We start from the raw sequence: 24,071 nt of genomic DNA, 5'->3' as shown, positions 1-24,071 counted from the left end.
GTTTAATCCCCTTGTTTATGAGTTACTGTCATTTATAATAACGCAATTGTAACTAAAAAGTAAACCCATTTTAATAAAAAAATGTTTGAAGGATTTGAGTCATTTGCATTTTAAAGTCAAGGGCAGGTTAAGACCAAGCTAAAAATCAGAAACCGCAGCAAACAAACTAGTTATGACATGCTTGATAAGATCATTGACGTAGCAAAGCAAGTGAGGCTATTGGTACTGATAGTGACCCGATTGGTAATGTTGCTAACTCTGCTGTGGGGGGGTGCTGCTGGCGATGTTACAAACCCAATAAAGGGAATTAAGGCAATTGTAGACGTAATACTTAAAGAAGGAAAAGCTGTTGTTAGTGTTGTTCCCAAAGATGCAGTTGTAGCAGGAGCTATAGCGTTCAATGAGCTAAGGGTGGTGTTGCTAATACTGAATTTAATGATGTTGTGCTTGCATTTGAAGGAGCGGCAGTAAGTGTAGTGATTCAGGCATTAGATACCCTAATTATTGCGATAAAGAAAACTCTTGATGAAGTACTTAAAACAGTTAAAGAAGCTATAAAAATTAATGCTAATGATATCCCTATAAGGCCTTATCAGAGTGTCCCTAAATCTACTGTTAGTAACTGATAATTAATAAGAAATACATAATCAAATAAAGTCATTTAAGTAGAATGCTCTATCTTTCTTGATGCATGAGAGGTATTTCCTTATTTATATCCGGCTCTTTTACTTAAATAGAGCAATAAAGGAGGCACGTAAAAAAATGAGAAAAAGAATAAGTGCAATAATAATGACTTTATTTATGGTATTAGTAAGCTGTAATAGCGGTGGGGTTGCGGAAGATCCTAAAACTGTGTATTTAACATCTATAGCTAATTTAGGGAAAGGATTTTTAGATGTTTTTGTGACTTTTGGAGATATGGTTACTGGAGCTTTTGGTATTAAGGCAGATACTAAGAAAAGTGATATAGGGAAGTATTTTACTGATATTGAGAGCACTATGACATCAGTTAAAAAGAAGTTGCAAGATGAAGTTGCTAAGAATGGTAACTATCCAAAGGTAAAGACAGCTGTTGACGAATTTGTTGCAATCTTAGGAAAGATCGAGAAAGGAGCAAAAGAAGCATCTAAAGGGGCTACTGGTGATGTTATTATTGGGAATACTGTTAAGAATGGTGATGCTGTACCTGGAGAAGCAACAAGTGTCAATTCTCTTGTTAAAGGAATTAAAGAAATAGTTGGGGTAGTCTTGAAGGAAGGTAAGGCAGATGCTGATGCTACTAAAGATGATAGTAAGAAAGATATTGGTAAATTATTTACCGCAACCACTGATGCGAATAGAGCTGATAATGCGGCAGCTCAAGCAGCTGCAGCGTCAATAGGAGCAGTGACAGGTGCTGATATCTTGCAAGCTATAGTACAATCTAAGGAAAATCCTGTTGCAAATAGTACTGATGGAATTGAAAAAGCAACAGATGCAGCTGAGATTGCAGTTGCTCCAGCTAAAGATAATAAAAAAGAGATTAAAGATGGAGCAAAAAAAGACGCAGTTATTGCTGCAGGCATTGCACTGCGAGCAATGGCTAAGAATGGTACATTTTCTATTAAAAACAATGAAGATGCGGCTGTAACGACGATAAATAGTGCAGCAGCAAGCGCAGTGAACAAGATTTTAAGCACTCTAATAATAGCAATAAGGAATACAGTTGATAGTGGTTTAAAAACAATAAATGAGGCTCTTGCTACAGTTAAACAAGAAGATAAATCTGTAGAAGCAACTAATACTGCAGAAGCAACAACTAGTGGTCAGCAAGCGAAAAACTAGTTAAGGGTAAATATAAAGGATAAAGTTATTGTAAGGGAAAAGCTTTTCTTGTTTTTAATGCAGGAATGTAGTTTCTCTGATTAAGTAAGCTGTAAGAGCAGGTAAAAATAAAGTCAAAAAGGAATAGGAAGCTAGGAGTGTAATGCTTTTAGCTTCTAATGTTATTTAGGGAGTGTTTCTTTGTATGTAAAATTGTTTATATGAGTAAGGATTGAATATAAATAATTGCAAGTATGATATTAAGAGTATGTTTTTATTGTAATCAAATAATTAATACTTTAAAAGTAAGCTAAATGTGTGGTAAGGGCAGCAAAAGGGAAATTGGGATAGATGTTGGAAAGAAATAAATTAAGTGCGATAATAATGACTTTATTTATGGTATTAGTAAGCTGTAATAGCGGTGGGGTTGCGGAAGACCCCCAGAGTAAATTTTTAAAGTCAGTAATAGACTTGGGGGGAATGATTTTTTAAATGTGTTCACATCATTTGGGGATATGGTTGCTGGTGCATTTGGTTTTAACACCAATACTAAAAAGTCTGATATTGGAGTTTACTTCAAGACAACAAGATACCGTTCAAGTTACTCAAACAGCCCTTAAAAAATGGATGATAAGTGTGCTATGAAGATTAATTAATGATACGTCTATAAGTCCTGTTCAGAGCACCTTTAAAGCTACTATTAGCAATTAGTTAAATAAATACTAGATACTAAAATATGAAGTCATTGCAAGGAAAACGCTTCTTTTATCTTTGCATAAGGGAAGGGAAGTAAGCTTTCCTTTTATTTTAAAAAAACTTGTAATAAGATAGCTGAAAGACAACAAATGCTACTTTTAGTGGCTCTATTTTAGCTACAATAAGTTCGAAAATAAAAAACCCTATCACCTTTATGACAGATACTAAAGGGGACAAGGGTTATTGATGTTAAGCTAAAAATCAAGCGTTATCGACTAAATTTAAATCCGATGCTGAACTATCCAGAACACTTTATTAAACTCGATTTGAGTTAATTGATAGACTTTATCACTTAATTTAAGAAGAGCTTTACGAATACCATCCAACATATGATTCAAAATTAAACCATACTTACTAACCTTAATTTGAATATACTTTATGTTGAAGATAATGTATTTGGACAGAGTAGTTTTGCTAAGATATTTCTTACACTTAAAATAAATATGCAGTATTATTGCAGCGTGTTTACTCTTGGCTTTGGGTATACGTTTTCTTAAAGCACATTTTACTAAGATAAAGTTTTTATGGCATGTAAAATATTATATTACAATTACATAAGGAGTTTTTTTATGGGATATGCACAACCAGTAATTACATAGCAAATAGTTTTAAGTGAGCTTGTTAAAGGTTAAAAGAGCCAATGAGCTTAGAATTCAAAATTAATACAAAAGATTTATACAGGTGTTCGGTATTTTTTAGAAATTATATCAAAAATGTAGCAGAAGATCTTAGCTTCTGTTTTTATTTTTAACTTTTTTTTATTTGATTTATAAATTTACTTAGTAAAATAATTTTATATGGCTTTTAATTGACATAGATTAAAATAATTGCAATTTTATAAAATTATTTTTGCCATTTAAATTAAATGGTATATATTGATAAATAATTATTTTATTTCAATATTAAGACCCAATAATTGAGTAATTTAATATCCCAGGAGGCAAATATGAAGAAAAGTATTTTAACAGTATGTATGTTCATGTTATTGTGTTTGTTATCATGTGATATAAATGCCCTTAATGATTTGCTAGGTGAAGCAAGGGAAAAATTTTTAGATGGAAACAAAAAAAATAAAGATTTACACTATATACAAGGAAATCAAGACATTCAAGAAGAACAGGAAGAGATTGTCAATGGTCTCGAAGAGCGTGAAATAATACAACAAGACATTGAAGTAGAACCTGTAGTGCCTGTTAATGTGGGGATTTCAGTATCTCAACAAGGGTATCCATATTATATTCAAGAAGAAAAGATAGAGATAAAAGAAGAGGATTTAATTCCAAATACTAAAGAAGAAAAGGAAGCAGAAGCAGAAATTGAAAAGGTAAAAAGTGTTCTTGAGAAATCCGGATTCCAGCAATTAATTGAGAATGCACATGAGCTTAAAGATAGATATGAGCGAGTAAGAGCTGATTTTTATGATATAATGGAAAAAATTCAGAGTGAAAGAACATCACTAAGCAAAAAGCATAAGGAAAATATAGAAAAGATAAGAAAGTTAACTCAATTGCAAAATAGGTTAAATGAGGAGAGGTCTAATCTTGATATGCTTATGACTCAAGTTGATAGTGGACTTAATGAGCGAATATCTGCAAAATGCTTGTTTGAAGAAGCACAAAAAACTTTAAAAGAAGCTATTACCAAGAGATTAGAGAGTGCGTCACGTGTAGGTTACTCCTTTAGAAGAGTAAACAGTAATTTGCCAAAACAATTATCCAGAGAAGCACGACGATATGCAGAAAATTCTTTAGAGCAGTTAGAATCTTCTTCTATGAGAATAATTGAAACAGCGGGAGCAATGAAGGGTATAGAAAACCTCATTAAAGAGGCTACATTTTTTTTAGCAAATCTTGTAAGATAGAGATAGCAAAGGTTTAAATATTTTAAACATTAGTATTTGCAAGAAGAGTTCCTTTTACAAGGGACTCTCTTAAATTTTATTTAAATAAATTTCTAAAAATAATTATATTCAAAATTTGATTATGCATTTATTTTTTTATTACATTTTAAGCGTAAGGATTATTATCCTAAGCTGTTTTTGAAATATTTTAAAGATTTTTATTATTATTGAATAATAAACAGATTTTGAAGATTTATGAAGATTGAATGCTGAGAGTTTAAAAAAGAGAGATTTGTTAAATCAGGAATATAAGGTTTTATACAATAATTAAATGAGTATATATAAAAGTAAAGATAGGCTTATTTATAGACTATCTTTACTTTTAATTTAAAGTACTTAATTGTTAAATACAAATTTATCTAGCACCAGTAGTGCCGTCAAGTAATCTTAGTACTTTCTTCAACTCATATTTAGTCTGTGGAGGTATTCTTTTGGGTGATTCTATTTCTTTGTATGCTTGATAATTAGTTTTATGACTTACTTGCACCTTTGCAAGCAAAGAGCTTATTTCTGTTTTAAGTTTCTCTAATTTTGTCTTTGAATCTAGATCGCTTTGGAAGCTACCAGGGTATTCAGGAATATTAGTAAGAGCTATAGCGTCATTTAGACTTTCTTCAATTGCACTTAAAAGTTTTGTGAGATCTTCTGTTAACTTGTTTTTATTAAACTTAGATAATTTTTCTTGATACTCTTGTTTTTCCTCTTTTGTAGATCTTATTCCATAATTAGGGTCTAATTTCATTGTAAGGAATTCAACTGTCCCCCAATCATATCTTATTTGTCTAGCTATTTCAAGTGCTTTCTTCACGCTATTTTTGGTTTTTCTTGAACGTGATTTGTATTCCTTGTCTAATCTTGCCTCTTCTTTATCGTCTTCGTCTTCATATTCCCCGTAGTTGTCATCGTCCTCTTCATCCTCATCTTCCTGATCATAGTTGTTGTAATTGTAATCGTCTTCATCTTCCTCATAGTAATCTTGACTAAAACTGTTTTGTCCACTTAGGCTATATGCAGAGTCATAAGAGAAGTCAAGGCTATTTGAATCGATGATTTCATTGCCTTGAAGATAATTGCTACTTGAGGTGTTTTTAAAATTGTCTGGGCGTGCATTGTAATTAATGCCAACAGGGGATATTCCACTAAGACTTGGAAAATTTGTTTCCCCTTCTGTGCTTTGAAGAGTACCTTTTTTAGTAAAGCCACTTATTCTTTGTGGTAACTGATCTTTTTTTGTATGTCTTTTATTTTTTCTTGACTTTTTAGGAATACTATTTTGATGAGCATTATCAGAAGGATTAACAGTTTCTTTGCTAGTATCTAATACAGAATAAATTTTACCGAGTAAATCAACGGATTTATCTTTAAGTTCACCATTAAATAGTAAGTCACAACTAATAAAATTTAAAAGCAAGCTTAAGCTTAAATACTTTGTCTTTGATTTCATATATTTAACATCTCTCCTTTTAATTTAGATTGATGCATTAAATATAAATCGGTTATCAAAGAATTCTAGAAAGAGTTAAAAATAAAATGTTTTAAGCAAGCTATTAACTTCTTTTTATAAAGATAATAATTATTTTACTATTAAATAGTACATAGTTGTCTATAAATTCTTTCCTTGCATTAATAATTAAAACTAAATATTTTGCAAATCTTTAGTTTTAATGCTGAAGCTAATGTATAAGTTAAAAGGAGGCACGGAAAAAAAGAGGAAAAGAATAAGTGCAATAATAATGACTTTATTTGTGGTATTAGCAAGCTGTAGTAGCAGTGGGGTTGCGGAAGATCCTAAACATGTGTATTTAACATCTATAGCTAATTTAGGGAAAGGATTTTTAGATGTTTTTGTGACTTTTGGAGATATGGTTACTGGGGCTTTTGGTATTAAAGCAGATACAAAAAGAGTGATATAGGGAAGTATTTCACTGATATTGAAAACACAATGACATCAGTTAAAAAGAAGTTGCAAGATGAAGTTGCTAAGAATGGTAATTATGTAAAAGTGAAGGAAGTAGTTGATAAGTTTATCGCAGAAGTATTAGACAAGATCGCAGCAGGAGCAAAGAAAGCAGTTAGTGGTGCTACTGGTGGAGCATCAATTAGTGAGGTTGTAAAATCTGATGCGGCTGGGAATAGTCCTAATGCAGGAAGTGTAAAGAATCTGATTGTGGGAATAAAAGAAATAGTTGATTTGGTAATAAAAGAAGGAAATGGACAAGTAGACAAGACTAAACCTGTTAATGATGATAAAAAGGATATTGGTAGGCTATTTGGGGCCCAGACTGCGGCTAATAATGGTGCTGAAGATAAACATGTAGCAGCAGCAAGTGCATCAATAGGAGCAGTAATTGGCGCTGACATATTGCAAGCTATTGCTGCTGCGGATTCTAATGCTGGGAAAGATGGTGCGGTTAAGGATGCGAAAGATGCAGCTACTCTGGCTTTAGCAAGGGTACTGGTACTGCAAATGATGAAAAACTTACTACTTCGGAATCCAAAAAGATGTGGTTATTGCAGCAGGGATAGCGCTCAGAGCCATGGCTAAGGATGGTAAATTTATTGTTAAGGATATTGGTGACAATAAGACTGAAGCAGAGGGCAGCCAAAGGGGCAGCAAGTTCTGTAAACAAAACATTAAGTACTATTATTATTACTATTAGAAATACTGTTGATAGTGGTTTAAATACAATAAATGAAACTCTTGCTACAGTTAAACAAGAAGATAAGTCTGCATAGGCTACTGGACCCGTAGAAACTGAAAAGAAAAAATAAGAATAAAGAATTATTAATAAACATAACTAAATAAAGTCATTTAAGGAGAACTCTTCTATTGCTCTCTATGCATGAGACTTGTTTCTCTTATTTATATCTAGCCCTCTGAGTTAAAAGGAGGCACGTAAAAAAATGAGAAAAAGAATAAGTGCAATAATTAATAAGTTAAATATAAGTATAATGATGATGATAGTTGTTCTAATGATAGGATGTGGACAACAGGCAGTAGAAGCAGGGAAGGATGGCGTAGCAGCAGCTACAGGAGGAAGAAGTTTAAGTGAAGTTTTAATGGATGTAGGTAGAAGTGCTGAAAATGTCTTTTATTCATTTTTAGAGTTAGTTTCAGATACATTAGGCTTTACTGCTAAAGCAACTACAAAGAAAGAGGATGTAGGAGGCTATTTTAGCAGTCTAGGTGATAAGATTGGAAAAGCATCAGAAGAGTTAGAACAAGTAGCAAAAAAGTCAGAAGTAGAAGGAGCTAAAGATGGACCAATATCCGTAGCAATTAGAAGTGCAGTTAATGCAGCTAAAACTACTTTAAGCACATTAAAAGGTCATTTAGATTCCTTGAAGGATATAGGTGATACTAATCCAGTAAGTTGGACAGCAAGTAATGCTGCAGGAGCAAAAGCAAAAGAGGATGTGTTAAAAAAAGCCCTTAAAGCATTACAAGGAATATTAGACATAGCAAAGGCAGTGGGTGTTTCAGAGCCAAAAGCAGGAACCACAGCAGTAAAAATAAATAATTTAGATAATAAGGATGGAGTTAAAATATTAGCTACAGATAACACGCCAGGAGCAACAGATTCAGATAAAGCGTCATTAATAGTATCAGCGGTAAGTGGAGAAGAAATATTAGCATCAATAGTTAATTCACAAGAAGGACATGTTAAAGCAGTAGCAGAAGATGTAAAGGCAGAGACAACTCCATTGGAATTTGCAGTAGGGGGGACTGCAAATCATTTAGCAAAAGAAACGGCTAAAGCAGCAGCAGTAGCAGGAGGGATGGCATTACGTTCCTTAGTTAAAGATGGTAAATTGGCTTCAAATAATAATGACAATGACAAAGCAGTACAAGCAGTAGGTATAGATGCAACAAATAAACTATTAGGGGCAGTAGAAGATCTAATTAAGAAGACAGTAAAGAATGTTCTTGAGAAAGCAAAAGAAAAAATAGATAAAGCAAGAGCTCCAAAAGCAACAGGTCAGTAATAAGATAGATAGTTAGATTAATTACTTAAAAGTAAGATTAGAAGGCAATCTTAGAGATGCGTCTCAGATGCCTTCTATATTGTTGTAATGAAAAATAAGAAGTTAAATTGGCTGCTGGATCTAAAAATCCTTTCTTAGATTCACTTATTAAAATAGGGCAAGGATTTCAAGATATATTTGGAATTTTTGGAAATGCAATAGGTGATGCATTAGGATTTAATGCAGTTAAATCTGGTGACAAGAAAAGTAAAGTAGGTGAACACTTTAAGAAAATAGGAGATGGACTTACAACTACTAAGGATAAGTTAAAAGAGCTATCAAATAAAATATCTGAAGCAAAAAATGCTAATAGCAGCACAATTGAAGCTGTTAAGAGTGCAATTAACAGTGCTAGTGATGTCTTTGAACAACTAATTACTGCCCTAACTAAACTTGCTGGTGTTGCTAAAGAAGCTGGTGATACTAATATTGGTGATAATGCTGATGCTGTTCCTGGTGCTGCTGATAAAGATGGGGTTGAAGCTATAATTGCAGGGATTAAAGCTATTATTGATGTAGCAGATAAGTCTGGAGTAAAGATTGCAAAAGGAAATGCAGGTGGACCAGTAAATGCTGCTGCTACTACTGATGCCTCTGCTGTTCTTGGTAGTGCAAATGGGAATGCTGCTGCTAATGCTGGTGATAAATTAGCATCTGAGGTTGCTAAGGCAGACCCATGGGCAATGATTGATAAAATTAAGAATGCTGAGGCTACTGCGCCAGCTGCCCTTGCTGGCAACAACAATAATCATGAAGCTGGTGCACTGGCTGCTTCTAATGCTAATGCTGCTGCTGCTAACAACGGTGCAAAAACAAATGCAGACCTAGTAGCTGCAGTAGCTCTTAAGGCTATGATTAAAGGAGGTAAATTTAGTGCTAATGCTGCAGATACTGATGTAGTTAAAGCAGCAGCAGTAAGCGCAGTAAATAAGGTATTAGGAGTACTTGATTTTATAATTAGGAAAACAGTAAGTAGCAATCTAGATAAGATAAGAGAAGCAGTAAAGGGAATAAAATATTCTGAGATTACTGAAACTGATGCTACTGAATCTGGGGATGCTCAACCAATTACTAATAAATCATCAAACTAAAAATATAAAGTTATTTAAGGGAAAAGCTTTTCTTGTTTTTAATGCAGGAGTGTAGTTTCTCTGATTAAGTAAGCTGTAAGAGCAGGGAAAAATAAAGTCAAAAAGGAATAGGAAGCTAGGAGTGTAATGCTCTTAGCTTCTAATGTTATTTAGGGAATGTTTATTTGTATATAAAATTGTTTATATGAGTAAAGATTGAATATAAATAATTGCAAGTATGATATTAAAAGTATGTTTTTATTGTAATTTAAGATTTAAAAATATGTGTGTAATAATGAAATGAGGAAAAGAATAAGTGCAATAATAATGACTTTATTTATGGTATTAATATCATGTAATAATGGAGGGTCAGATCTTAAAAGTGAGGAAATAGCTAAGCCTGATGGAACAGTACTTAATTTGGCAAAAATAAGTGCAAAAATAAAAGATGCTAGTGATTTTGCAGCAAGTGTTAAAGAAGTTCATACTTTAGTTAAGTCTATTGACGAGCTTGCTAAAGCTATTGGTAAGAAACTTCAAAATAACGGTACTCTTACTGATGATGGTAGTACTGATAAAAATACTTCATTGATTTCAGGAGTTTATAGTATTGTATTAGATATAGATAAGAAATCAAAAGCTTTAAGCGTTTTGGAATCTTTTAAGGAACAAAATCTGGATGAAAAGGTAACTAATTTTACAACTGCAACTAAGGCATTTCTGGATAAACTCAAGAGCAAACATGCTGAGTTAGGGGTTGATCAAGGAGCTGCTACTAAAGATAATGCCCAAAAGCTATGGATCGTGTAAATAAAGCTGATGGGGAAAACGGAGCAAAAGAGCTTGTTGCCTTGAACACATCAGTTGATGTATTGTTAACGGCTGCCAATGCTGCAGTAGAATCTGCAATTAATGAGCTTACAGCTCCTGCTAAGCCTTAACTAAGGAATGAATAATTTAGGTAATTGTTATAAGATTAGTTTTTAATTCATAGGCAAATAACTGAAAAAATAAAGTCGATAAGTAATAAGCTAGGAGTTTGTTCTCTTAGCTTATTTTGTTTTTTATTCCTATATTTACTTGTTTTAATACATTATTATACTTTTTAGATTATTTTGATGACTTTTATCTCTTAGATTACATTTATGGCTTGATTTTAACTTATTTTATAACTTAATGAGAACTTAGATTTTTTTAATTGGAAGATCCTCAGAGTAAGTTTTTAAAGTCAGTAATAGACTTAGGTAATAATTTTTTAAATGTGTTTACATCATTTGGAGATATAGTTTCCAAGGTATTAGGTTTTAGTACAGAGACAAAAAAGTCTGATGTTGGAGCTTATTTTAAGACAGTGCAAGATACTATACAAGGCACTAAGGACAAGCTTAATAAAATTGTTGCTGACATGAAGAGAGAAGGAAATCCTAATGCCTCTGCAACTGAGACTGCGGTAAAAACACTCATTGATAATACTCTTGACAAGATAATTGATGGGGCTAAGACCGTTAGTGAGGCTATTGGTGATGCTGGTGACTCAATTGGTGATGTTGTTAAAGGTGGTGCTGCTGGTGTTGGTACCAAAGCTGAAGAAGCTTCAGTTAAGCCTCTTAGTGAAGGGATTGGAAAGATTGTAGATGTAGTGCTTGGGAAAGAAGGGAGTCCTGATGCTGGAGATGATAAAAAGGCTGAAGATGGTTCTACTGCAAGGGGTAATGATGCTGGTGAAGCAGGTAAGTTGTTTGGTAATGCTGCTGCTGTTAGTGCTGCTGCTGCAAAAAAATCAGCAGCTGATGCAGTTAAAGCAGTAGGAGCAGTAACCGGAGCAGATATCTTGCAAGCTATAGTTAAAAATGGTGATGCTGCTAAGTTAGCTAAGAATAATGGTGCTGCTAATGCTATTAGCGTTAATGCTAAGGATGGGACCATAGCAGGTGGAATAGTATTAAGAGCGATGGCTAAAGGTGGTAAATTTGCTAATGTTAATAATGGTGATGCTGATGCGGAGAAAGCAGTTAAAGGAGCAGCAGTAAGTGCGGTAACTAAAGCACTAGACACACTAACTATTGCAATAAGGAAAACTATTGACGCAGGCCTTAAGATTGTTAAAGAAGCTATAAAAATTAATGCTAATGATACTCCTATAAGTCCTGAACAGAGCACCTCTAAAGCTATTAATAACTAGTCCTATTAAATAAATACTAAAAATAAGAAGTCATTGTAAGCAAAATACTTCTTTTATTCTCTGTAAAGCATGATAATTATTTGCTAGCAATAGTTCCGATGCTGAAGGTAATGAATGAGTTAAAAGTAGTCCTGAAGTGTAAAAAAGAATAATTGCAATAATAATGACTTTATTTTTGGCATTAGTAAGCTATAATATTGGGTAGGTAGAGGATCCTAAAACCGTTTTTTTAACCTCAATAGCTAATTTAGAGAAAGAGTTTTTATCAATTTATTATTTCTTTTGTAGAAATGGTTGCAGATGCGTTTGGGGTATTAAGGTAGATACTAAGAAAAGCGATATAGGAAAGTATTTCATTGATATTAAGAAAATGATGACATCAGTTAAAGAGAAGTTAACTTTTGAAGTTATTAAGAATGGTAATTACGCAAAAGTTAAAACAGTCGTTGATAAATTTATCACTGATATATTAGACAAGATTGTGGCAGGAGCTAAAGAAGGAGAAAAAGGGGCTGGAGGTTATGTTGCTATTGAAAATGCTGTTAAAGACCAGGACTCTCAACCCGAAGATATCGAAAGCGTAAACGGCACTTGTTAAAGGAATCAAAAAAATAAAGTTGGGATAGTTTCTCAAGCAAGGTGAAGGAAACGCAGAAGTTACTAAGACCTCAAAGAGTGAGCAAAAAATCAATTGGCAAGTTGTTTAGTGCTGCGAAAGTTAATGGTGCTGTGAAGAAGCACAAATCGTAGCAGCAAGTGCATTATTGTTACTGCATTCTTTTATTTGATTTAGATATCTTTTACCGATTTTATGTTTAGAGATAAGCCTTGTCTCTAAACCATCTCTTTTGAATTTGGATTGTCTTGCTTTTGGGTTACTGGAAAAAGTTTTTGTTGAAAGCATTTTTCTAGAATTCTTATTATTTATATAGCTTATATTAGCTTTATTAATTACATGTGACATTACGGTTATTTTATTATGTTCACTTAATTTAGGTAGTATTCCAAATTTTTCAAGAGCTGTGCAATTAAATGTTGTTTTTTCTATGTCTTTATCGAAATCCCCAATAATTCTTATGTCCGTTAGATTTTCTTTAGGGAGTTCTTTGAGGTGATTTAAAATTATGTCTTTGTGCATATGTGCAAAGACCATGTTTGTATATAGTGGGCAATACTTCCTTTGTGTTTGTCAAACCTTCTAATTTTGGACTTCACTAGTCCTATTTCATTTAGAGGCTTTTATGTCTTTCACAATAGTTCGTTTGCATACTTTTTCTGACTATCATTCTTTAATGGTTTATTTACAATGCTGTAGAATATTGCTTGCTGAGTATCTTGCAGCTTCATCTGATTGTTTATAATTTATATTTTTGGTATCTATTGTCCAATAAACCTTAAGTATTCTATTGTATCGTTTGAACATTTTTCTTATTTGCGATTCAACTTGCAATACAAAGATTTTTTTAATATCAGGGGATGTTTTATTCTTGTTTAAGGATAAAAGGTTTTTTAGTGTTGATTTTATTTGGTCTTTTGTGTCTTGTGATTTGAATTTTTTCTTTTTTGCTAAACTACTCATAGTTTACCTTTAATCCAAAGCTAAATTTTTGTATGTTCTTTGGATTATTTTATATATAATTCTCTTCTTTATGCAAAACTTAGAGACAATCTTTGTAAAATAGCAAAATTGGATGTTTATAATATTTAATCTATAAGGATAGATTAAATATTATAATAGTTTTTTGTTCTTTTTTGGGTTTTGTATAGTACTTCTTGAATGTTTGGTTAATTATTGAGCTTGTTTTTCTCTTTCTATTGCTTTTTGATTAAGATTTGTGCTTTCTCGTTGTAATTGTATAACCGCTTGCACAATTGATTGTGTATTTTTACATAGCATCAGTCAAGCCCATTGCTCTTAATGTATATCGTAAGTATACTCAAGTGTGTCCTTACAGGAGTAGGGTAGGCAAGGGGAGGATTTGTGAACTTGCAATAACAAGAAGTTGAAGTTGGAGATGCTTTAGAAGAGGGAAAGGCGGTAGATTTAGTTAATCTTGAAAATACTACTTCCTTCTGATGACTTATCCCCTTTAAGTGTTGATGATTCTTTTAGGATTGTTAATGGAGAATTGATATCCGCTTGATGCTGTTGATATTGAAGATGATCAGGAAGAGAATGAGCATTGTGGTTGCTCTAGTCTTAGTATTGTCTTTTTTATTGATGAGGGTCAATTCTTTGATTTAACTCCTTACGCTGATGTATCTAGTGCGTCTTTAGATCTTAAAATCGTAAGACCCTACACTAAAGACCGCATCAAGTATCTTTAAATTTGATGTAAATGGCCTTTCTGATGAATTTTCGGACTTTCTATTCTTTAGGAAAGAAAGGATAATATGATATGTAAAGGTAGCGAGGGCTGTAAACCGTTATTCAAAGGTATTTTAGAAAAGTTTGTCAATCGTGAGGTTTTAGACTCAACTAAGAGTATTAGCTTTAATGTGAACGATTATTCTAAACTTTTGAATGTTGTCTTTGAGAAACCTATTCAATTTCCCGTTAACTACAATTCTATTGATACGTGATTTTTTTGTAAAAAATGATCTTGGTATGTCTTTGACAAGAAAATTTGCTGTTGGTGTTCGTATTGTTGATTTGAATGTTTATAGAGAAAACGTTAAGGGCAAAGAGAGGAGGTAGCGTAATTTGGCTATCAGTGATGAAAATTTTGAAGAGATTAAGAGACGCTTGCAGGCTGATAATGTGAAGATACAATTTGGGGTTGGGAGGGGGAATATGGAGCAAGCAAAGACTTACATTGGTAAACTTGGAGAGCCAATTGTAGTAGAAGATAGGGGATTATTTGGAAGGGTGGTGAGAATCGAAGGTATTATCCGATAAATAAGGGTATGTGCCATCTGTTTTGGATGATACTTTGTATACTTACATCAAAGATTTGATTGAGAGATGTTTAGTTCATATGTTTGGACTCTATCCAATGTAAATGTGCGATCTTAATGGATCACTCTGAGCATTTCCAATGCTACAAACCGAATCATGAGGATAGTTTGTATTGGATAGAGGGATCTTATGATTTTGTATATGACATGGTACTTATCTCAAGTTACAAATGGTGATACAGAGGGGCGAAATTAGAGTGTTGGGAATTATGACATATTTTACCTTAATATTGAGCAGTAATGTAGTATATTTCATAAATACACTAATTATTAGTCAAAAAGAAGCATGCCGAAGTGTGTGCATTTAAAGATTCAAAGCTTTTAGCAAACTTAGAGTCTGATGTGGTAGTAGAAAATTTTTTATAATTTAGAGGAGTGTAGATAATGAGTACAAGTATTTTTGTAGAGTCAAGTGGTACTTATCGTGGAGATATTGTGCAACTTGTGAAAGAAGGCCTTGAAGAGCTCATACCTTATAAGATTATAAGCAGAAGTGAGCTTAGACAAGGACATTATGTGGTTCGTAAAGTATTGCAAGAGATGGAATATAAAATGCATGATGCATTTAACACAGTGCAACGCATATCTTTGAAAGATTTGATGTATGGTTATGTGAGTGAGGATGAAGTTAAGGCTAATTTGGAACTTGATCTTATGAACGATGCTTATCATTCAATTGTATTTGGAAAACCTGATATTAAGATGGAAGGTATTGCAACACTTACGGGCAGAAGCAAAATAACAAGTACATCTTCTTCATCACTAACTAGTGGAAGTGTTTTGCATCAAAAAGTTGTGGAAGCTAAACGTGAATCTGAGGAGCATAAGAAAAAACTTGATGGGTTTTACCACCTACTCTTACCTTATAAGTTTTCACATCTTTTGTTAGATCGCTACAGTGAACCGCAATACATAACAGTAAAAGAAGCGCTTCTAAAAGACCATAATATAGTAACTTTAGTGTTTAAAGGACTTGAGCATCCAGTTCTTTATGAGCCAAATCCAGAAGCAATGTTTCTGCCAATGATGCCTGAAATATTCTTTAGAAGATTTGCAGGTCCTGATGGTGATTATATTCATGCGTCAATACAATCAGCAGGGGTTATTCATTTTTATCCACAAGAAGTTATTGAGATTACTATTTCAAGTTGAGAGTAATTTTGACCAATATTCTAAAAGAGATTTACTAATATATGAGTCAGCGTAATGATATTAATGATAGTGATACTCTTAATATGTCGATAAGCTTAACTTCCATAGATGATTTGCAAAATGCAAAGAGAAGTAGCTTTAAAACCTTTGGAAGAGCAAGAAAAAGCCACCCGTTGCTTAGAATCTATAATTAATGCTAAAAATAAGGCATTTATTGCTAAGTATGGTGCAAGTTTTGACTCGCTAACTGCTGAGAATCAAAAAACACTTGCCAATGTTGAGAGAGATGTAAATAATTTTGCAAAGTCTAATTTCGGTTTTGTAAATGAATACAAGGATTTGCAAGATGAAATAGCAAGACTTAATAGAGAGATTTTGATGCTTTCATATGAAGCCCAAGAGGAAGCAATGAAAAAACTTGCTAATACTATTAATGAAAAGCAAAAAGCATTTGTTGATAAGTATTTATCAAGTTTCCGGTCTCTTAATGAATCAAATAAAAATTTGCTAACGGCACTGCAGAAGGGGGTTAATGAATTTAGTAAGACTGCTACTGACCGAAGATTTGTAGAGGCACACAAAGATTTGCAACAAAGGGTCATTTCAATGCAGTTTGAAGTCATGATGCGTCCTTTAGCCGAGAGAGAAAAGGCTAGTGCTGATATGCAAGCTGAGATTAATAAACTTTACCGTGATTTTGCAGAGTCGCATAAGGGAGAATTTGAAAAACTTAATGAATCAAATAAAAATACTTTGCTTCAAATTGCAAGTCAAGCCGAAAAGGTGGCAGGGGGTTTACGTGATAATTTTGTTTCACTATTAGAAAGTCTTTCGGGTGTTGTAAATAAAGTTGTTACTGAAGATTTGGGAAAAAATGTTGTAGCAGGTATTAAGGGTGCAGATACCCTTACTCAGTCATTATTTGATGTATCAAAAGACATGATAGCAAGTATGGGCCCTTGGGGAGCAATGGCTTCAGCTACTTTAAGTTTTGCTGTGGGTATTTTCAAGGGACTTGAAGAGCAAAGAATTAAAGAGATTGAAGAGCGTCGTGACAAGGATTTAGAGGAACTAGCTAAACAAAGCGAGGTTGCACTTGTTCGTCTTGAAGAAGGTTTTGATCGTGAGATTGCAATGAGAAAAGAGAAGTTAGGAGAGCTTGATGACCAATATAGTAAAGAGATTGAATTTTTGAAGCAGGCACAAAGTAAGGGGCAAATATCTGGTGAGGAGTTTCAAAAACGGATTGCACAAGTAGAGAGTGAGTATAAAACTAAAAGACAACAAGAGAGTGAAGCAATAACTAAGGCAGAAGATTCTAAAAAGATTGAAGGGGAACGTCATCGTAAACTTGAAAATCTTGAAGGGGAGCGAATTAAGGCCCAGGCAGAAGTTGATAAAGTAAATTCATATAATTGGTACTGGAGCAAAGCTAGTGATTTAGAGCGTGCTCAAGGAGTATTAGACGAGATATTAAAGAGAATAGCAAAAGTAAAATCTGCAGGCTCTGTGCAGGAAATTAAACTTGCACGCAAAGGTGCCCGGTTTAAGACTACAAGACCAACATATATGCCTGGTGCAGGACTGATGACTAGTGAGATGGGCCAGAGCGAGCTTGTAAGAGTAACTCCAGCGCCAATTGATGAAAATTTGCGTAATCTTGAGGCAAGAATTATTGCAGAGGAAATTAATAAAATACAAAAAAGTGAAGGAAATGGTAAGGGACAAGTAATTATTAATAATTACAATTTCAATGGTGATGTTTTGGATGCCGATAAGCTTGTGCGTATGCTTAAAGCTCGGGAGCATTCAATGAGTTTTAGGATGGCTGAATAGAAAAATATTTAAACAATCGAGAAAATCAATTGACTCTTTTGAAAAGAGTCAATTAGTAATTGAAGCTTGATATGTTATAATTAGTTAGAATGTAAAGAATTAATCGAGGTTAAATATGGGTGTTGCAGAAAAAAAACAAGTAAATGATGAAGAGATAGCTAAGAGTGCAGTTAGGCCTGAGAGAGTTAAGAAAGATTATCATAGTGTGACATTTGATGGTCAGATTATTAGTTATTATGTTCTTGAAGAAAAGTTTGATATTTTTCAAGATAGAATGTTGGATAATTTTCACTATTTAGATGACAAGATAAATATATTCAGGAGTGATTTAAATGAGAAGATAGAAGGAGTAGAGTCTAGACTTAATGAGAAGATAGATACTGTTAAAAATGATTTGAATGCGAAGATAGATAAACTTGATGCTAGGGTAGATAAGCTTGATGAAAAGATAGAGGCTGTTAAAACTGATTTAGGACAAATCAATTCTCGATTGACTTTGATTGAGAGCAGGTTAGGATTTAAGGGGCAGTTAATTTCATCTTTGACAGTTGTTGCTGCGCTTGCTGCGTCATATTTTGTAGCACAATTATTTGTGGCTTTAGGAAAATATTTAGGAATTTCTTAGTAGAGACAGCAATTTGTATTTCAACATACAGTTTGAGTGTTTCATCACAAGTAGTCAAGGGTATGTAAAATTGTTAGTTGTATAGAAATATAATTAAGAGAGGGGTCTTTGATGATAAGTAAAAAATGTAATATAACAAAAAATTGTGGTGTGAAATTTAGTATTCTAGATTCCCTGGGACTTAATGTTGAATTTTTTATTCGTAACATTTGGTTGATAATGTTTGCTCTCTTTTTATTTTTCTCCAATGTGGTGCATTCTCATAGAGGATTTGCAAGTTATAATGTTGGCAGTAATGCTAAATTATATCACACGCTGTCATTTACAATAGTCATTATAATGGTACCATCTTCAATATTATTGTATTTTCTGTCCTTACTAAGGAAGCGTGTAGTGGAGGATATTGTTAAGGCTTCAGTGTTTGCGCGCTTAGAGAGAGTAGCAATATTTGTATTACTAGTGATAGGGCTTGTAACACAGTCTGTAAGTTCATGGATGAGTTTTGAGAGTTTCTTTAGCTTGATGCTTGATGTTTGAAGGTGCTATTAGGGATGCTGTTTTGAGCGTTAAAAAAAGTCAAAGTGAAAAAGAGGAAGGTATGCGCAGGCTACTTTCTGATAAAGAGCGGATAATTGAGGGTGAAATAGTTAGTATTGATGTTAAGATTAAGAATAATAATGATCGTATAGAATTTGCCAAGAATAAGCACTTGAATTTGGACTTTACATGTAAAACTATGAAGCAAGATTACATGAGAGAAATTGAAAATGCGAGCAGAGAAAATAAGGCTTTATTTAATCAAAGGGATAAATATTTACAATCTTTGAAAGATTTGCATTTCAAGCTTGGTAATTTGATTGAAACAACAGCTGTAAATAATAAGCGCATTAAAGCGGCTAATGTTTTAAATGGAACATCAGTTGTTATTGCTAGAGATGATTATCTTAATATAATTTTTGTTTATTCATTATTATTGTTGTCTGTCTGTCCAGATATATTTTTAGCAATGGCATTCTGTATAATACATAATGCTTATCACAAGTTTTATGAACAAAAGTTATTACACTCTATCCCATTGCCTACAAGAAGTAAGGCTAAAAAGATACAAGGTAGTCGAATCCCTAGTTTGGAAAAGAATAAAAAACCGCCTAAAAGAGTTGATGAATCACTTGAGTTTATTGCATCTAATTTAGAAGATGATAAGCGTACTATAAAGTCTTTGAGGGAAATTAAGAAAGATACGAATTTATCTTATTATAGAATAAGGAATTATTTATCGGACTTAATGAATAGAGGTTTGGTTATAAGAGATAGGAAAAGATTGGTACTTAATGTTGATGATATGTCAAATTACTGGTCTAGAATTTAGTAAAAATCCAAAACAATCTTGAAAAACATAAAATAGTATCCATATTTATATAAATGGATGAAAATACTGTTGGAAAGATTAAAAGTGTTGAAAAGTTAGCTAGTATACTAAAGTATTTTGTTTTTTTACGTTTAGATATAAATCCAAATATTTTTTTATTAAATCCTTCAAGATTCTTGTTCTTTTTGCAAGTAGAAACTTAAATAATAAGACTCACTACTATTAATCCATTTGGATTCATCAAACATTGTTTTGTAGTAACACCACCAGAAACAACAAAATTATGTTTAAAATTGTTTGTTGACGGGAATTTATTGTAACTAAACCTATTTTATTAAAAGATACGAGTAAATTAAATAAGAGTATTGGTATGCATATTGCAAATGTCAATGAAAAACGTATTGTACAAAAAATCGAATATTTTCAAGAAACAAAAGGACTTTTCTATAATAGCACATTTACAAATGTATCTTGCAAAGTAGTAATGATTTTTTTAGTATATTATCATATACAATGTTGATTGGTTTATTAATAATTTAATTATTTTTATTAAATGAGCTTGATATTTTAAATGAAATAGTGTTAACTTCTATTTAAGAATAACTATTATTTGATAGCAAGAAAGGGGAATATTTATGATAAATAACATTTTAGTAATATCATTATTATCTTTTCTGTAATCCACTGTAATAATATTTATGTTTATCGGTTGCAAAACATACGGTTGTCTTGAGTCCACAACAAATACCCAAGATTTTTAGTACGTTTTATTATGATTTTAAAAAAGGAGATATTTAGGTATGAAAATATTTTATGTGGGAATTCATGCATTATTTGTATTTATGCTAGGCTGTTCCCAAAGTACTCAAAGAGAGTTAGATAAGATTGCAAGTCATGAGAGTGAAATTTCAAATGTTTTTGGAGTGGCGGATAAAAAACTAGGAAAACAGAAAAAACTAGAAGAACAGAAAAAACTAGAAGAACAGAAAAAACTAGAAGAACAGAAAAAACTGGAAGAACAGAAAAAACTAGAAGAACAGAAAAAACTAGGAAAACAGCAAAGACTAGAAGAACAGAAAAAACTGGAAGAACAGAAAAGACTAGAAGAACAGCAAAGACTAGAAAAACAGAAAAAACTGGAAGAACAGCAAAGACTAGAAGAACAGCAAAGACTAGAAAAACAGAAAAAACTGGAAGAACAGAAAAGACTAGAAGAACAGCAAAGACTAGAAAAACAGAAAAAACTGGAAGAACAGCAAAGACTAGAAAAACAGAAAAAACTAGCTTCTTATAAGAGTTTGGCAGGTAGACTTGATGGCTATCTTCAAAAACTTAGGAAATTATTGTTAATCACTGGTCTTGAAAGGGATACTGGAGAGTTCTTTTTTACAGCAAAAAAAATGAGGAGTTTATCTGTAAGGGGAGTTGATCATAGTAATTTTGCTGGAGGTCGAAATTATGTTTATATGAGCGTAACAAAAGATCTTAAAGAAACATCGATTTTCGAGCGCTATTTATTGCCATTATTGAGGCATGCCAAATTAGGCAATTTTGATGGCAAAAGTGTGCAATCTAAGGATATATATGATCCTATTGATAATATGTTTGCACTTTTATTTGATTTGTCGGATCGTATAATAAGATTAACAAATTATCTTAGTTCCCAGATAGTAAATAATTCACTTTTCAAGAATCCAAAATTTGATGCAGATGTTATTGTTAAAATTGATAATTTGCTAAAACAGGTATTTGAAAGAAGGGAAGAGCTTTTAAAACAAGCTATCAATGAAATAAAGAATTTGGAAGGTATATCCGATTTAATAGAAATAAAAGGGCGATTGAATAGTTTTTTCAAAGAAGAAACCATCATAGAATTTGAAAATCTGGTAAGAGATAAGAAGGAAAAAATAAAAGAATTGGTGCAACAGGTATTAACTTAAGATAGTTGTTGAAAAAATAATAATAAAAAGAATAAGAAATTTGGGCTTTGAATGTTTAAATTTCTTTTCTTTTTGGGTTTATATATTATTTCTATAACGTTTGGAGCCATTTTTTTGGTATGGTTCCCTTGTTAATTACCTATATATTGCAAATTCAACATGGCATAACAGGGAGGAAGGATAGGATTTATATCAATTGTTATAGGTATTTTGTTTATATTGGCAGTGTGTTTTTTCCCTTTATTTATTGCTGTTTTATTAGTGTGTTATATCAGTTGTTTTGATATATGTAGGATTTGTGTGCGACGAAATAATGAAAATTGATTTTTAAAATATGAGAGAAGTTGTTTCAAGTTTTTTAATATTATTTTTGATTCCTATTAGCTACAATGGTTAGTATAAAAAATATTTTTACTAAAATATTTACTACTGACTCATTTGAAATAAATCTTAAAGAATGTTTCTTATTATCAAATAGTACAGAGCTTAAATCAATTGGTATTATACTCTCTTCCGGTATCCCTCTGTTCACTCTAAATAACAAAAATTTTACTATCACTAACTTTACAGATAATGTTATTTCTTATACTTTATCTTCTTCTGGTCTACAAATTAAAAAGCATACTTTGCTTAATTCAAAACTAATTACAAACGCCGTTTATTCTTTAAAAAAGCTTAATTCTACTATCCTTGCTTGGAAAATTAATCGTATTCTTAAAAAACTATTCTTATCAAACGTCATCACTAAACGTCTAGAATCTATTTACTATACTATTCTTAATTCCTCCCATAGAAAAAATGCTTTTTGCTTTTATAACCACTCCTCTTCACAAAATCTAAAACATAAGCATATCAAACTTGTAAGCAAAGCTACTCCTCTAAATAGCTATAAAAACTTAAAGTTTATTAATTCTTTTCAATCATTACGCATACATACCTCTAATTTGATTTTCTATAAAAATAGCAATAATAAATTGTACTCTAATATTGCTACCCTAATTGAATCCTTTTTCCTTGATAATAAATCAAATAAAAACTTACATACGCTCAAATCTTATATTAATCTACACCTCAAACAACTTGGTATTAATTATAAATTAACTAATAGAACTCAAAAACAACTATTCTCTCATATCCTTTTGCAATAAAACAATGTATAATACTTATAAGGAGATTTTATGGGACTTCCTCAACCGATAGTTACTCAACAAATGGTTATCGCTGAACTTGTTAAAGCTGGTATTGATAGAGATATTGCTACTGATTTGTCTTACAGATATTATCGTAATGAGCTTACTTATAAAGATATTGAGTATTTAGAGACTACTTTTAACCTTAAGCTTGAAAAGGTTGGAGCAAGCTTAAAATCTGACATTAAAGACCTTGATAACAAGATTGATACTGTTGAGAATAATCTTAACATCAAGATTGATAACGTTAGAAATGAATTAAAATCTGATATTAAAGACCTTGATAACAAGATTGATAACGTTAGAAATGAATTAAAATCTGATATTAAAGACCTTGATAACAAAATTGATAACGTTAGAAATGAATTAAAATCTGATATTAAAGACCTTGATAACAAAATTGATAACGTTAGAAATGAATTAAAATCTGATATTAAAGACCTTGATAACAAAATTGATAACGTTAGAAATGAGTTAAAATCTGACATTAAAGACCTTGATAACAAGATTGATACTGTTGAGAATAATCTTAACACCAAGATTGATACTAAATTTAATAAACTTGATAACAAGATTGATGCTAACAAAATGGAACTTAAGAGTACATTAAGATTACATAATTGGATGCTTGGTACTATTATTACACTTAATATAGGAATTTTTTTAACATTAATTTCAATTATTTATTCAGTCTTGGGCAAGTAAAGTAAATGTGAATTACTAATTCTATGGTATTTGACTACAAAATCAGTAATTCACACAAGTCAGAATGGCATATAACCCAATTACTTGTCAGCTTAACCTTTTTAGCAGTCTTAACTTGCTTAGCTTATAATTTACCTTCAGAAGCTTTTTCTTCTGTCTCTAAGGAGCCAACATCCCCAAACCCCTTAACAACAAAACCTCAGGATTCTTATCAACAACCCTTTTTTCTAAGTTACCAAGAAATATTTCCCTATAATCTTCATGAATCCTATCCAAAATATTATTCATCAAAGAACCACGCTTTGTTTCACAATAATAATCATCATTGCCTATTTTATTAATCATAATGTCAAGATCATCTGTATATTTCTTTGTTACCCAATCTTTAACGTATGCATATACATATTCATAGTCAATGTCTGCAGGGCTAAGTATTGGAAAATTAATTATTGTATCGTCTGCTCTCTTAGACTGCACTTCATCGCTCATATAGGTATTCCAAAACCTATGGCGCTTTATATATAGCCTTCTTGCTAGATATTTCAAACTAAACCTCATG

Annotated in this window: 17 protein-coding genes and 7 pseudogenes; 21 read left to right on the top strand and 3 right to left on the bottom strand. The window is 32.1% G+C overall.

Annotated features, from left to right (window positions below; genetic code table 11):
• Positions 1–206: 206 nt before the first annotated feature.
• The 4 genes and pseudogenes from bhDAH_RS05645 to bhDAH_RS05630 all read left to right on the top strand — a co-directional run.
• Positions 207–626: pseudogene (locus bhDAH_RS05645) on the top strand (variable large family protein); the annotation flags it as partial.
• Between the two features lie 136 nt (positions 627–762).
• Positions 763–1,824 (top strand): variable large family protein, encoded by a 1,062-nt coding sequence (locus bhDAH_RS05640; protein WP_015633355.1) that lies wholly within the window; start codon positions 763–765, stop codon positions 1,822–1,824.
• Between the two features lie 330 nt (positions 1,825–2,154).
• A pseudogene (locus bhDAH_RS05635) lies at positions 2,155–2,381 on the top strand (variable large family protein); the annotation flags it as partial.
• Positions 2,382–3,505: 1,124 nt separating this feature from the next.
• Positions 3,506–4,420, top strand: coding sequence for a P12 family lipoprotein (locus bhDAH_RS05630; protein WP_015633329.1), 915 nt, complete (start codon positions 3,506–3,508; stop codon positions 4,418–4,420).
• Between the two features lie 394 nt (positions 4,421–4,814).
• On the opposite strand, the gene bhDAH_RS05625 is transcribed toward bhDAH_RS05630, so the two are convergent.
• Positions 4,815–5,903 (bottom strand): hypothetical protein, encoded by a 1,089-nt coding sequence (locus bhDAH_RS05625; protein WP_015633330.1) that lies wholly within the window; start codon positions 5,901–5,903, stop codon positions 4,815–4,817.
• A 232-nt stretch (positions 5,904–6,135) separates the two neighbouring features.
• Here bhDAH_RS05625 and bhDAH_RS05620 point away from each other — a divergent pair.
• From bhDAH_RS05620 to bhDAH_RS05590, 6 genes and pseudogenes are all read left to right on the top strand, one after another.
• Positions 6,136–7,195 (top strand): annotated as a pseudogene (locus bhDAH_RS05620) (variable large family protein).
• Positions 7,196–7,363: 168 nt separating this feature from the next.
• The gene (locus tag bhDAH_RS05615) at positions 7,364–8,446 is read left to right on the top strand and encodes a variable large family protein (RefSeq protein WP_015633331.1); all 1,083 of its coding nucleotides are present in this window, start codon (positions 7,364–7,366) and stop codon (positions 8,444–8,446) included.
• 104 nt (positions 8,447–8,550) lie between these two features.
• Positions 8,551–9,576, top strand: a pseudogene (locus tag bhDAH_RS05610) (variable large family protein); the annotation flags it as partial.
• A 279-nt stretch (positions 9,577–9,855) separates the two neighbouring features.
• Positions 9,856–10,496: pseudogene (locus bhDAH_RS05605) on the top strand (Vsp/OspC family lipoprotein).
• Between the two features lie 260 nt (positions 10,497–10,756).
• Positions 10,757–11,737, top strand: a pseudogene (locus bhDAH_RS05595) (variable large family protein); the annotation flags it as partial.
• 163 nt (positions 11,738–11,900) lie between these two features.
• Positions 11,901–12,460, top strand: a pseudogene (locus tag bhDAH_RS05590) (variable large family protein); the annotation flags it as partial.
• On the opposite strand, the gene bhDAH_RS05585 reads toward bhDAH_RS05590, so the two are convergent.
• Positions 12,456–12,890, bottom strand: coding sequence for a hypothetical protein (locus bhDAH_RS05585; RefSeq protein WP_043924561.1), 435 nt, complete (start codon positions 12,888–12,890; stop codon positions 12,456–12,458). The pseudogene bhDAH_RS05590 and the gene bhDAH_RS05585 sit on opposite strands and share 5 nt — an antisense overlap.
• A gap of 1,419 nt (positions 12,891–14,309) precedes the next feature.
• Here bhDAH_RS05585 and bhDAH_RS07495 point away from each other — a divergent pair.
• From bhDAH_RS07495 to bdr, 11 genes are all read left to right on the top strand, one after another.
• Positions 14,310–14,435, top strand: a complete 126-nt coding sequence (locus bhDAH_RS07495; protein ID WP_257722535.1) for a hypothetical protein — start codon at positions 14,310–14,312, stop codon at positions 14,433–14,435.
• Positions 14,436–14,441: 6 nt separating this feature from the next.
• Positions 14,442–14,636, top strand: coding sequence for a hypothetical protein (locus tag bhDAH_RS05580; RefSeq protein ID WP_043924564.1), 195 nt, complete (start codon positions 14,442–14,444; stop codon positions 14,634–14,636).
• A 443-nt stretch (positions 14,637–15,079) separates the two neighbouring features.
• Positions 15,080–15,847: a hypothetical protein gene (locus bhDAH_RS05575; RefSeq protein WP_015633333.1), complete on the top strand. Its 768-nt coding sequence runs from the start codon at positions 15,080–15,082 to the stop codon at positions 15,845–15,847.
• Positions 15,848–15,967: 120 nt separating this feature from the next.
• Positions 15,968–17,683 (top strand): hypothetical protein, encoded by a 1,716-nt coding sequence (locus tag bhDAH_RS05570; protein ID WP_241762549.1) that lies wholly within the window; start codon positions 15,968–15,970, stop codon positions 17,681–17,683.
• 115 nt (positions 17,684–17,798) lie between these two features.
• Complete coding sequence (locus bhDAH_RS05565) at positions 17,799–18,308, top strand: coiled-coil domain-containing protein (RefSeq protein WP_064536689.1); 510 nt, start codon at positions 17,799–17,801, stop codon at positions 18,306–18,308.
• Between the two features lie 111 nt (positions 18,309–18,419).
• Positions 18,420–18,845: a hypothetical protein gene (locus tag bhDAH_RS05560; RefSeq protein ID WP_015633335.1), complete on the top strand. Its 426-nt coding sequence runs from the start codon at positions 18,420–18,422 to the stop codon at positions 18,843–18,845.
• Positions 18,838–19,677, top strand: coding sequence for a hypothetical protein (locus tag bhDAH_RS05555; protein WP_015633336.1), 840 nt, complete (start codon positions 18,838–18,840; stop codon positions 19,675–19,677). Before bhDAH_RS05560 ends, bhDAH_RS05555 begins: the two co-directional genes overlap by 8 nt.
• A 53-nt stretch (positions 19,678–19,730) precedes the next feature.
• Complete coding sequence (locus bhDAH_RS05550) at positions 19,731–19,880, top strand: hypothetical protein (protein WP_155719677.1); 150 nt, start codon at positions 19,731–19,733, stop codon at positions 19,878–19,880.
• A gap of 597 nt (positions 19,881–20,477) precedes the next feature.
• The gene (locus bhDAH_RS05545) at positions 20,478–21,617 is read left to right on the top strand and encodes a hypothetical protein (RefSeq protein ID WP_062706048.1); all 1,140 of its coding nucleotides are present in this window, start codon (positions 20,478–20,480) and stop codon (positions 21,615–21,617) included.
• A 389-nt stretch (positions 21,618–22,006) separates the two neighbouring features.
• Entirely contained in the window at positions 22,007–22,765 is a 759-nt protein-coding gene (locus bhDAH_RS05540; RefSeq protein WP_062706056.1) for a hypothetical protein, read from the top strand.
• A 30-nt stretch (positions 22,766–22,795) separates the two neighbouring features.
• Entirely contained in the window at positions 22,796–23,512 is a 717-nt protein-coding gene (bdr, locus tag bhDAH_RS05535) for a Bdr family repetitive protein (RefSeq protein WP_064536687.1), read from the top strand.
• A gap of 159 nt (positions 23,513–23,671) precedes the next feature.
• Here the strand turns inward: bdr and bhDAH_RS05530 are convergent, their stop codons facing one another.
• The gene (locus bhDAH_RS05530) at positions 23,672–24,070 is read right to left on the bottom strand and encodes a hypothetical protein (RefSeq protein ID WP_015633317.1); all 399 of its coding nucleotides are present in this window, start codon (positions 24,068–24,070) and stop codon (positions 23,672–23,674) included.
• Between the last annotated feature and the right edge of the window lies 1 nt (position 24,071).

Origin of the sequence: Borrelia hermsii DAH, assembly GCF_023035675.1 — a bacterium.
Classification (GTDB): Bacteria; Spirochaetota; Spirochaetia; order Borreliales; family Borreliaceae; genus Borrelia; species Borrelia hermsii.
The sequence above is the reverse complement of the archived record's forward strand: the minus strand, read 5'-3'. Positions and strand labels throughout refer to the sequence as shown.

Bases quoted from the DNA above. Each gene is read 5' to 3' on its own strand.
- bhDAH_RS05565 (WP_064536689.1), top strand. From the start codon at position 17,799: ATGGGTGTTGCAGAAAAAAAACAAGTAAATGATGAAGAGATAGCTAAG.
- bhDAH_RS05545 (WP_062706048.1), top strand. From the start codon at position 20,478: ATGAAAATATTTTATGTGGGAATTCATGCATTATTTGTATTTATGCTA.
- bhDAH_RS05615 (WP_015633331.1), top strand. From the start codon at position 7,364: ATGAGAAAAAGAATAAGTGCAATAATTAATAAGTTAAATATAAGTATA.
- bhDAH_RS05640 (WP_015633355.1), top strand. From the start codon at position 763: ATGAGAAAAAGAATAAGTGCAATAATAATGACTTTATTTATGGTATTA.
- bhDAH_RS05555 (WP_015633336.1), top strand. From the start codon at position 18,838: ATGTTTGAAGGTGCTATTAGGGATGCTGTTTTGAGCGTTAAAAAAAGT.
- bhDAH_RS05530 (WP_015633317.1), bottom strand. From the start codon at position 24,070: ATGAGGTTTAGTTTGAAATATCTAGCAAGAAGGCTATATATAAAGCGC.
- bhDAH_RS05560 (WP_015633335.1), top strand. From the start codon at position 18,420: ATGATAAGTAAAAAATGTAATATAACAAAAAATTGTGGTGTGAAATTT.
- bhDAH_RS05570 (WP_241762549.1), top strand. From the start codon at position 15,968: ATGCAAAGAGAAGTAGCTTTAAAACCTTTGGAAGAGCAAGAAAAAGCC.
- bhDAH_RS05550 (WP_155719677.1), top strand. From the start codon at position 19,731: ATGGATGAAAATACTGTTGGAAAGATTAAAAGTGTTGAAAAGTTAGCT.
- bhDAH_RS05540 (WP_062706056.1), top strand. From the start codon at position 22,007: ATGGTTAGTATAAAAAATATTTTTACTAAAATATTTACTACTGACTCA.
- bhDAH_RS05630 (WP_015633329.1), top strand. From the start codon at position 3,506: ATGAAGAAAAGTATTTTAACAGTATGTATGTTCATGTTATTGTGTTTG.
- bdr (WP_064536687.1), top strand. From the start codon at position 22,796: ATGGGACTTCCTCAACCGATAGTTACTCAACAAATGGTTATCGCTGAA.
- bhDAH_RS05625 (WP_015633330.1), bottom strand. From the start codon at position 5,903: ATGAAATCAAAGACAAAGTATTTAAGCTTAAGCTTGCTTTTAAATTTT.
- bhDAH_RS05575 (WP_015633333.1), top strand. From the start codon at position 15,080: ATGAGTACAAGTATTTTTGTAGAGTCAAGTGGTACTTATCGTGGAGAT.
- bhDAH_RS05585 (WP_043924561.1), bottom strand. From the start codon at position 12,890: ATGGTCTTTGCACATATGCACAAAGACATAATTTTAAATCACCTCAAA.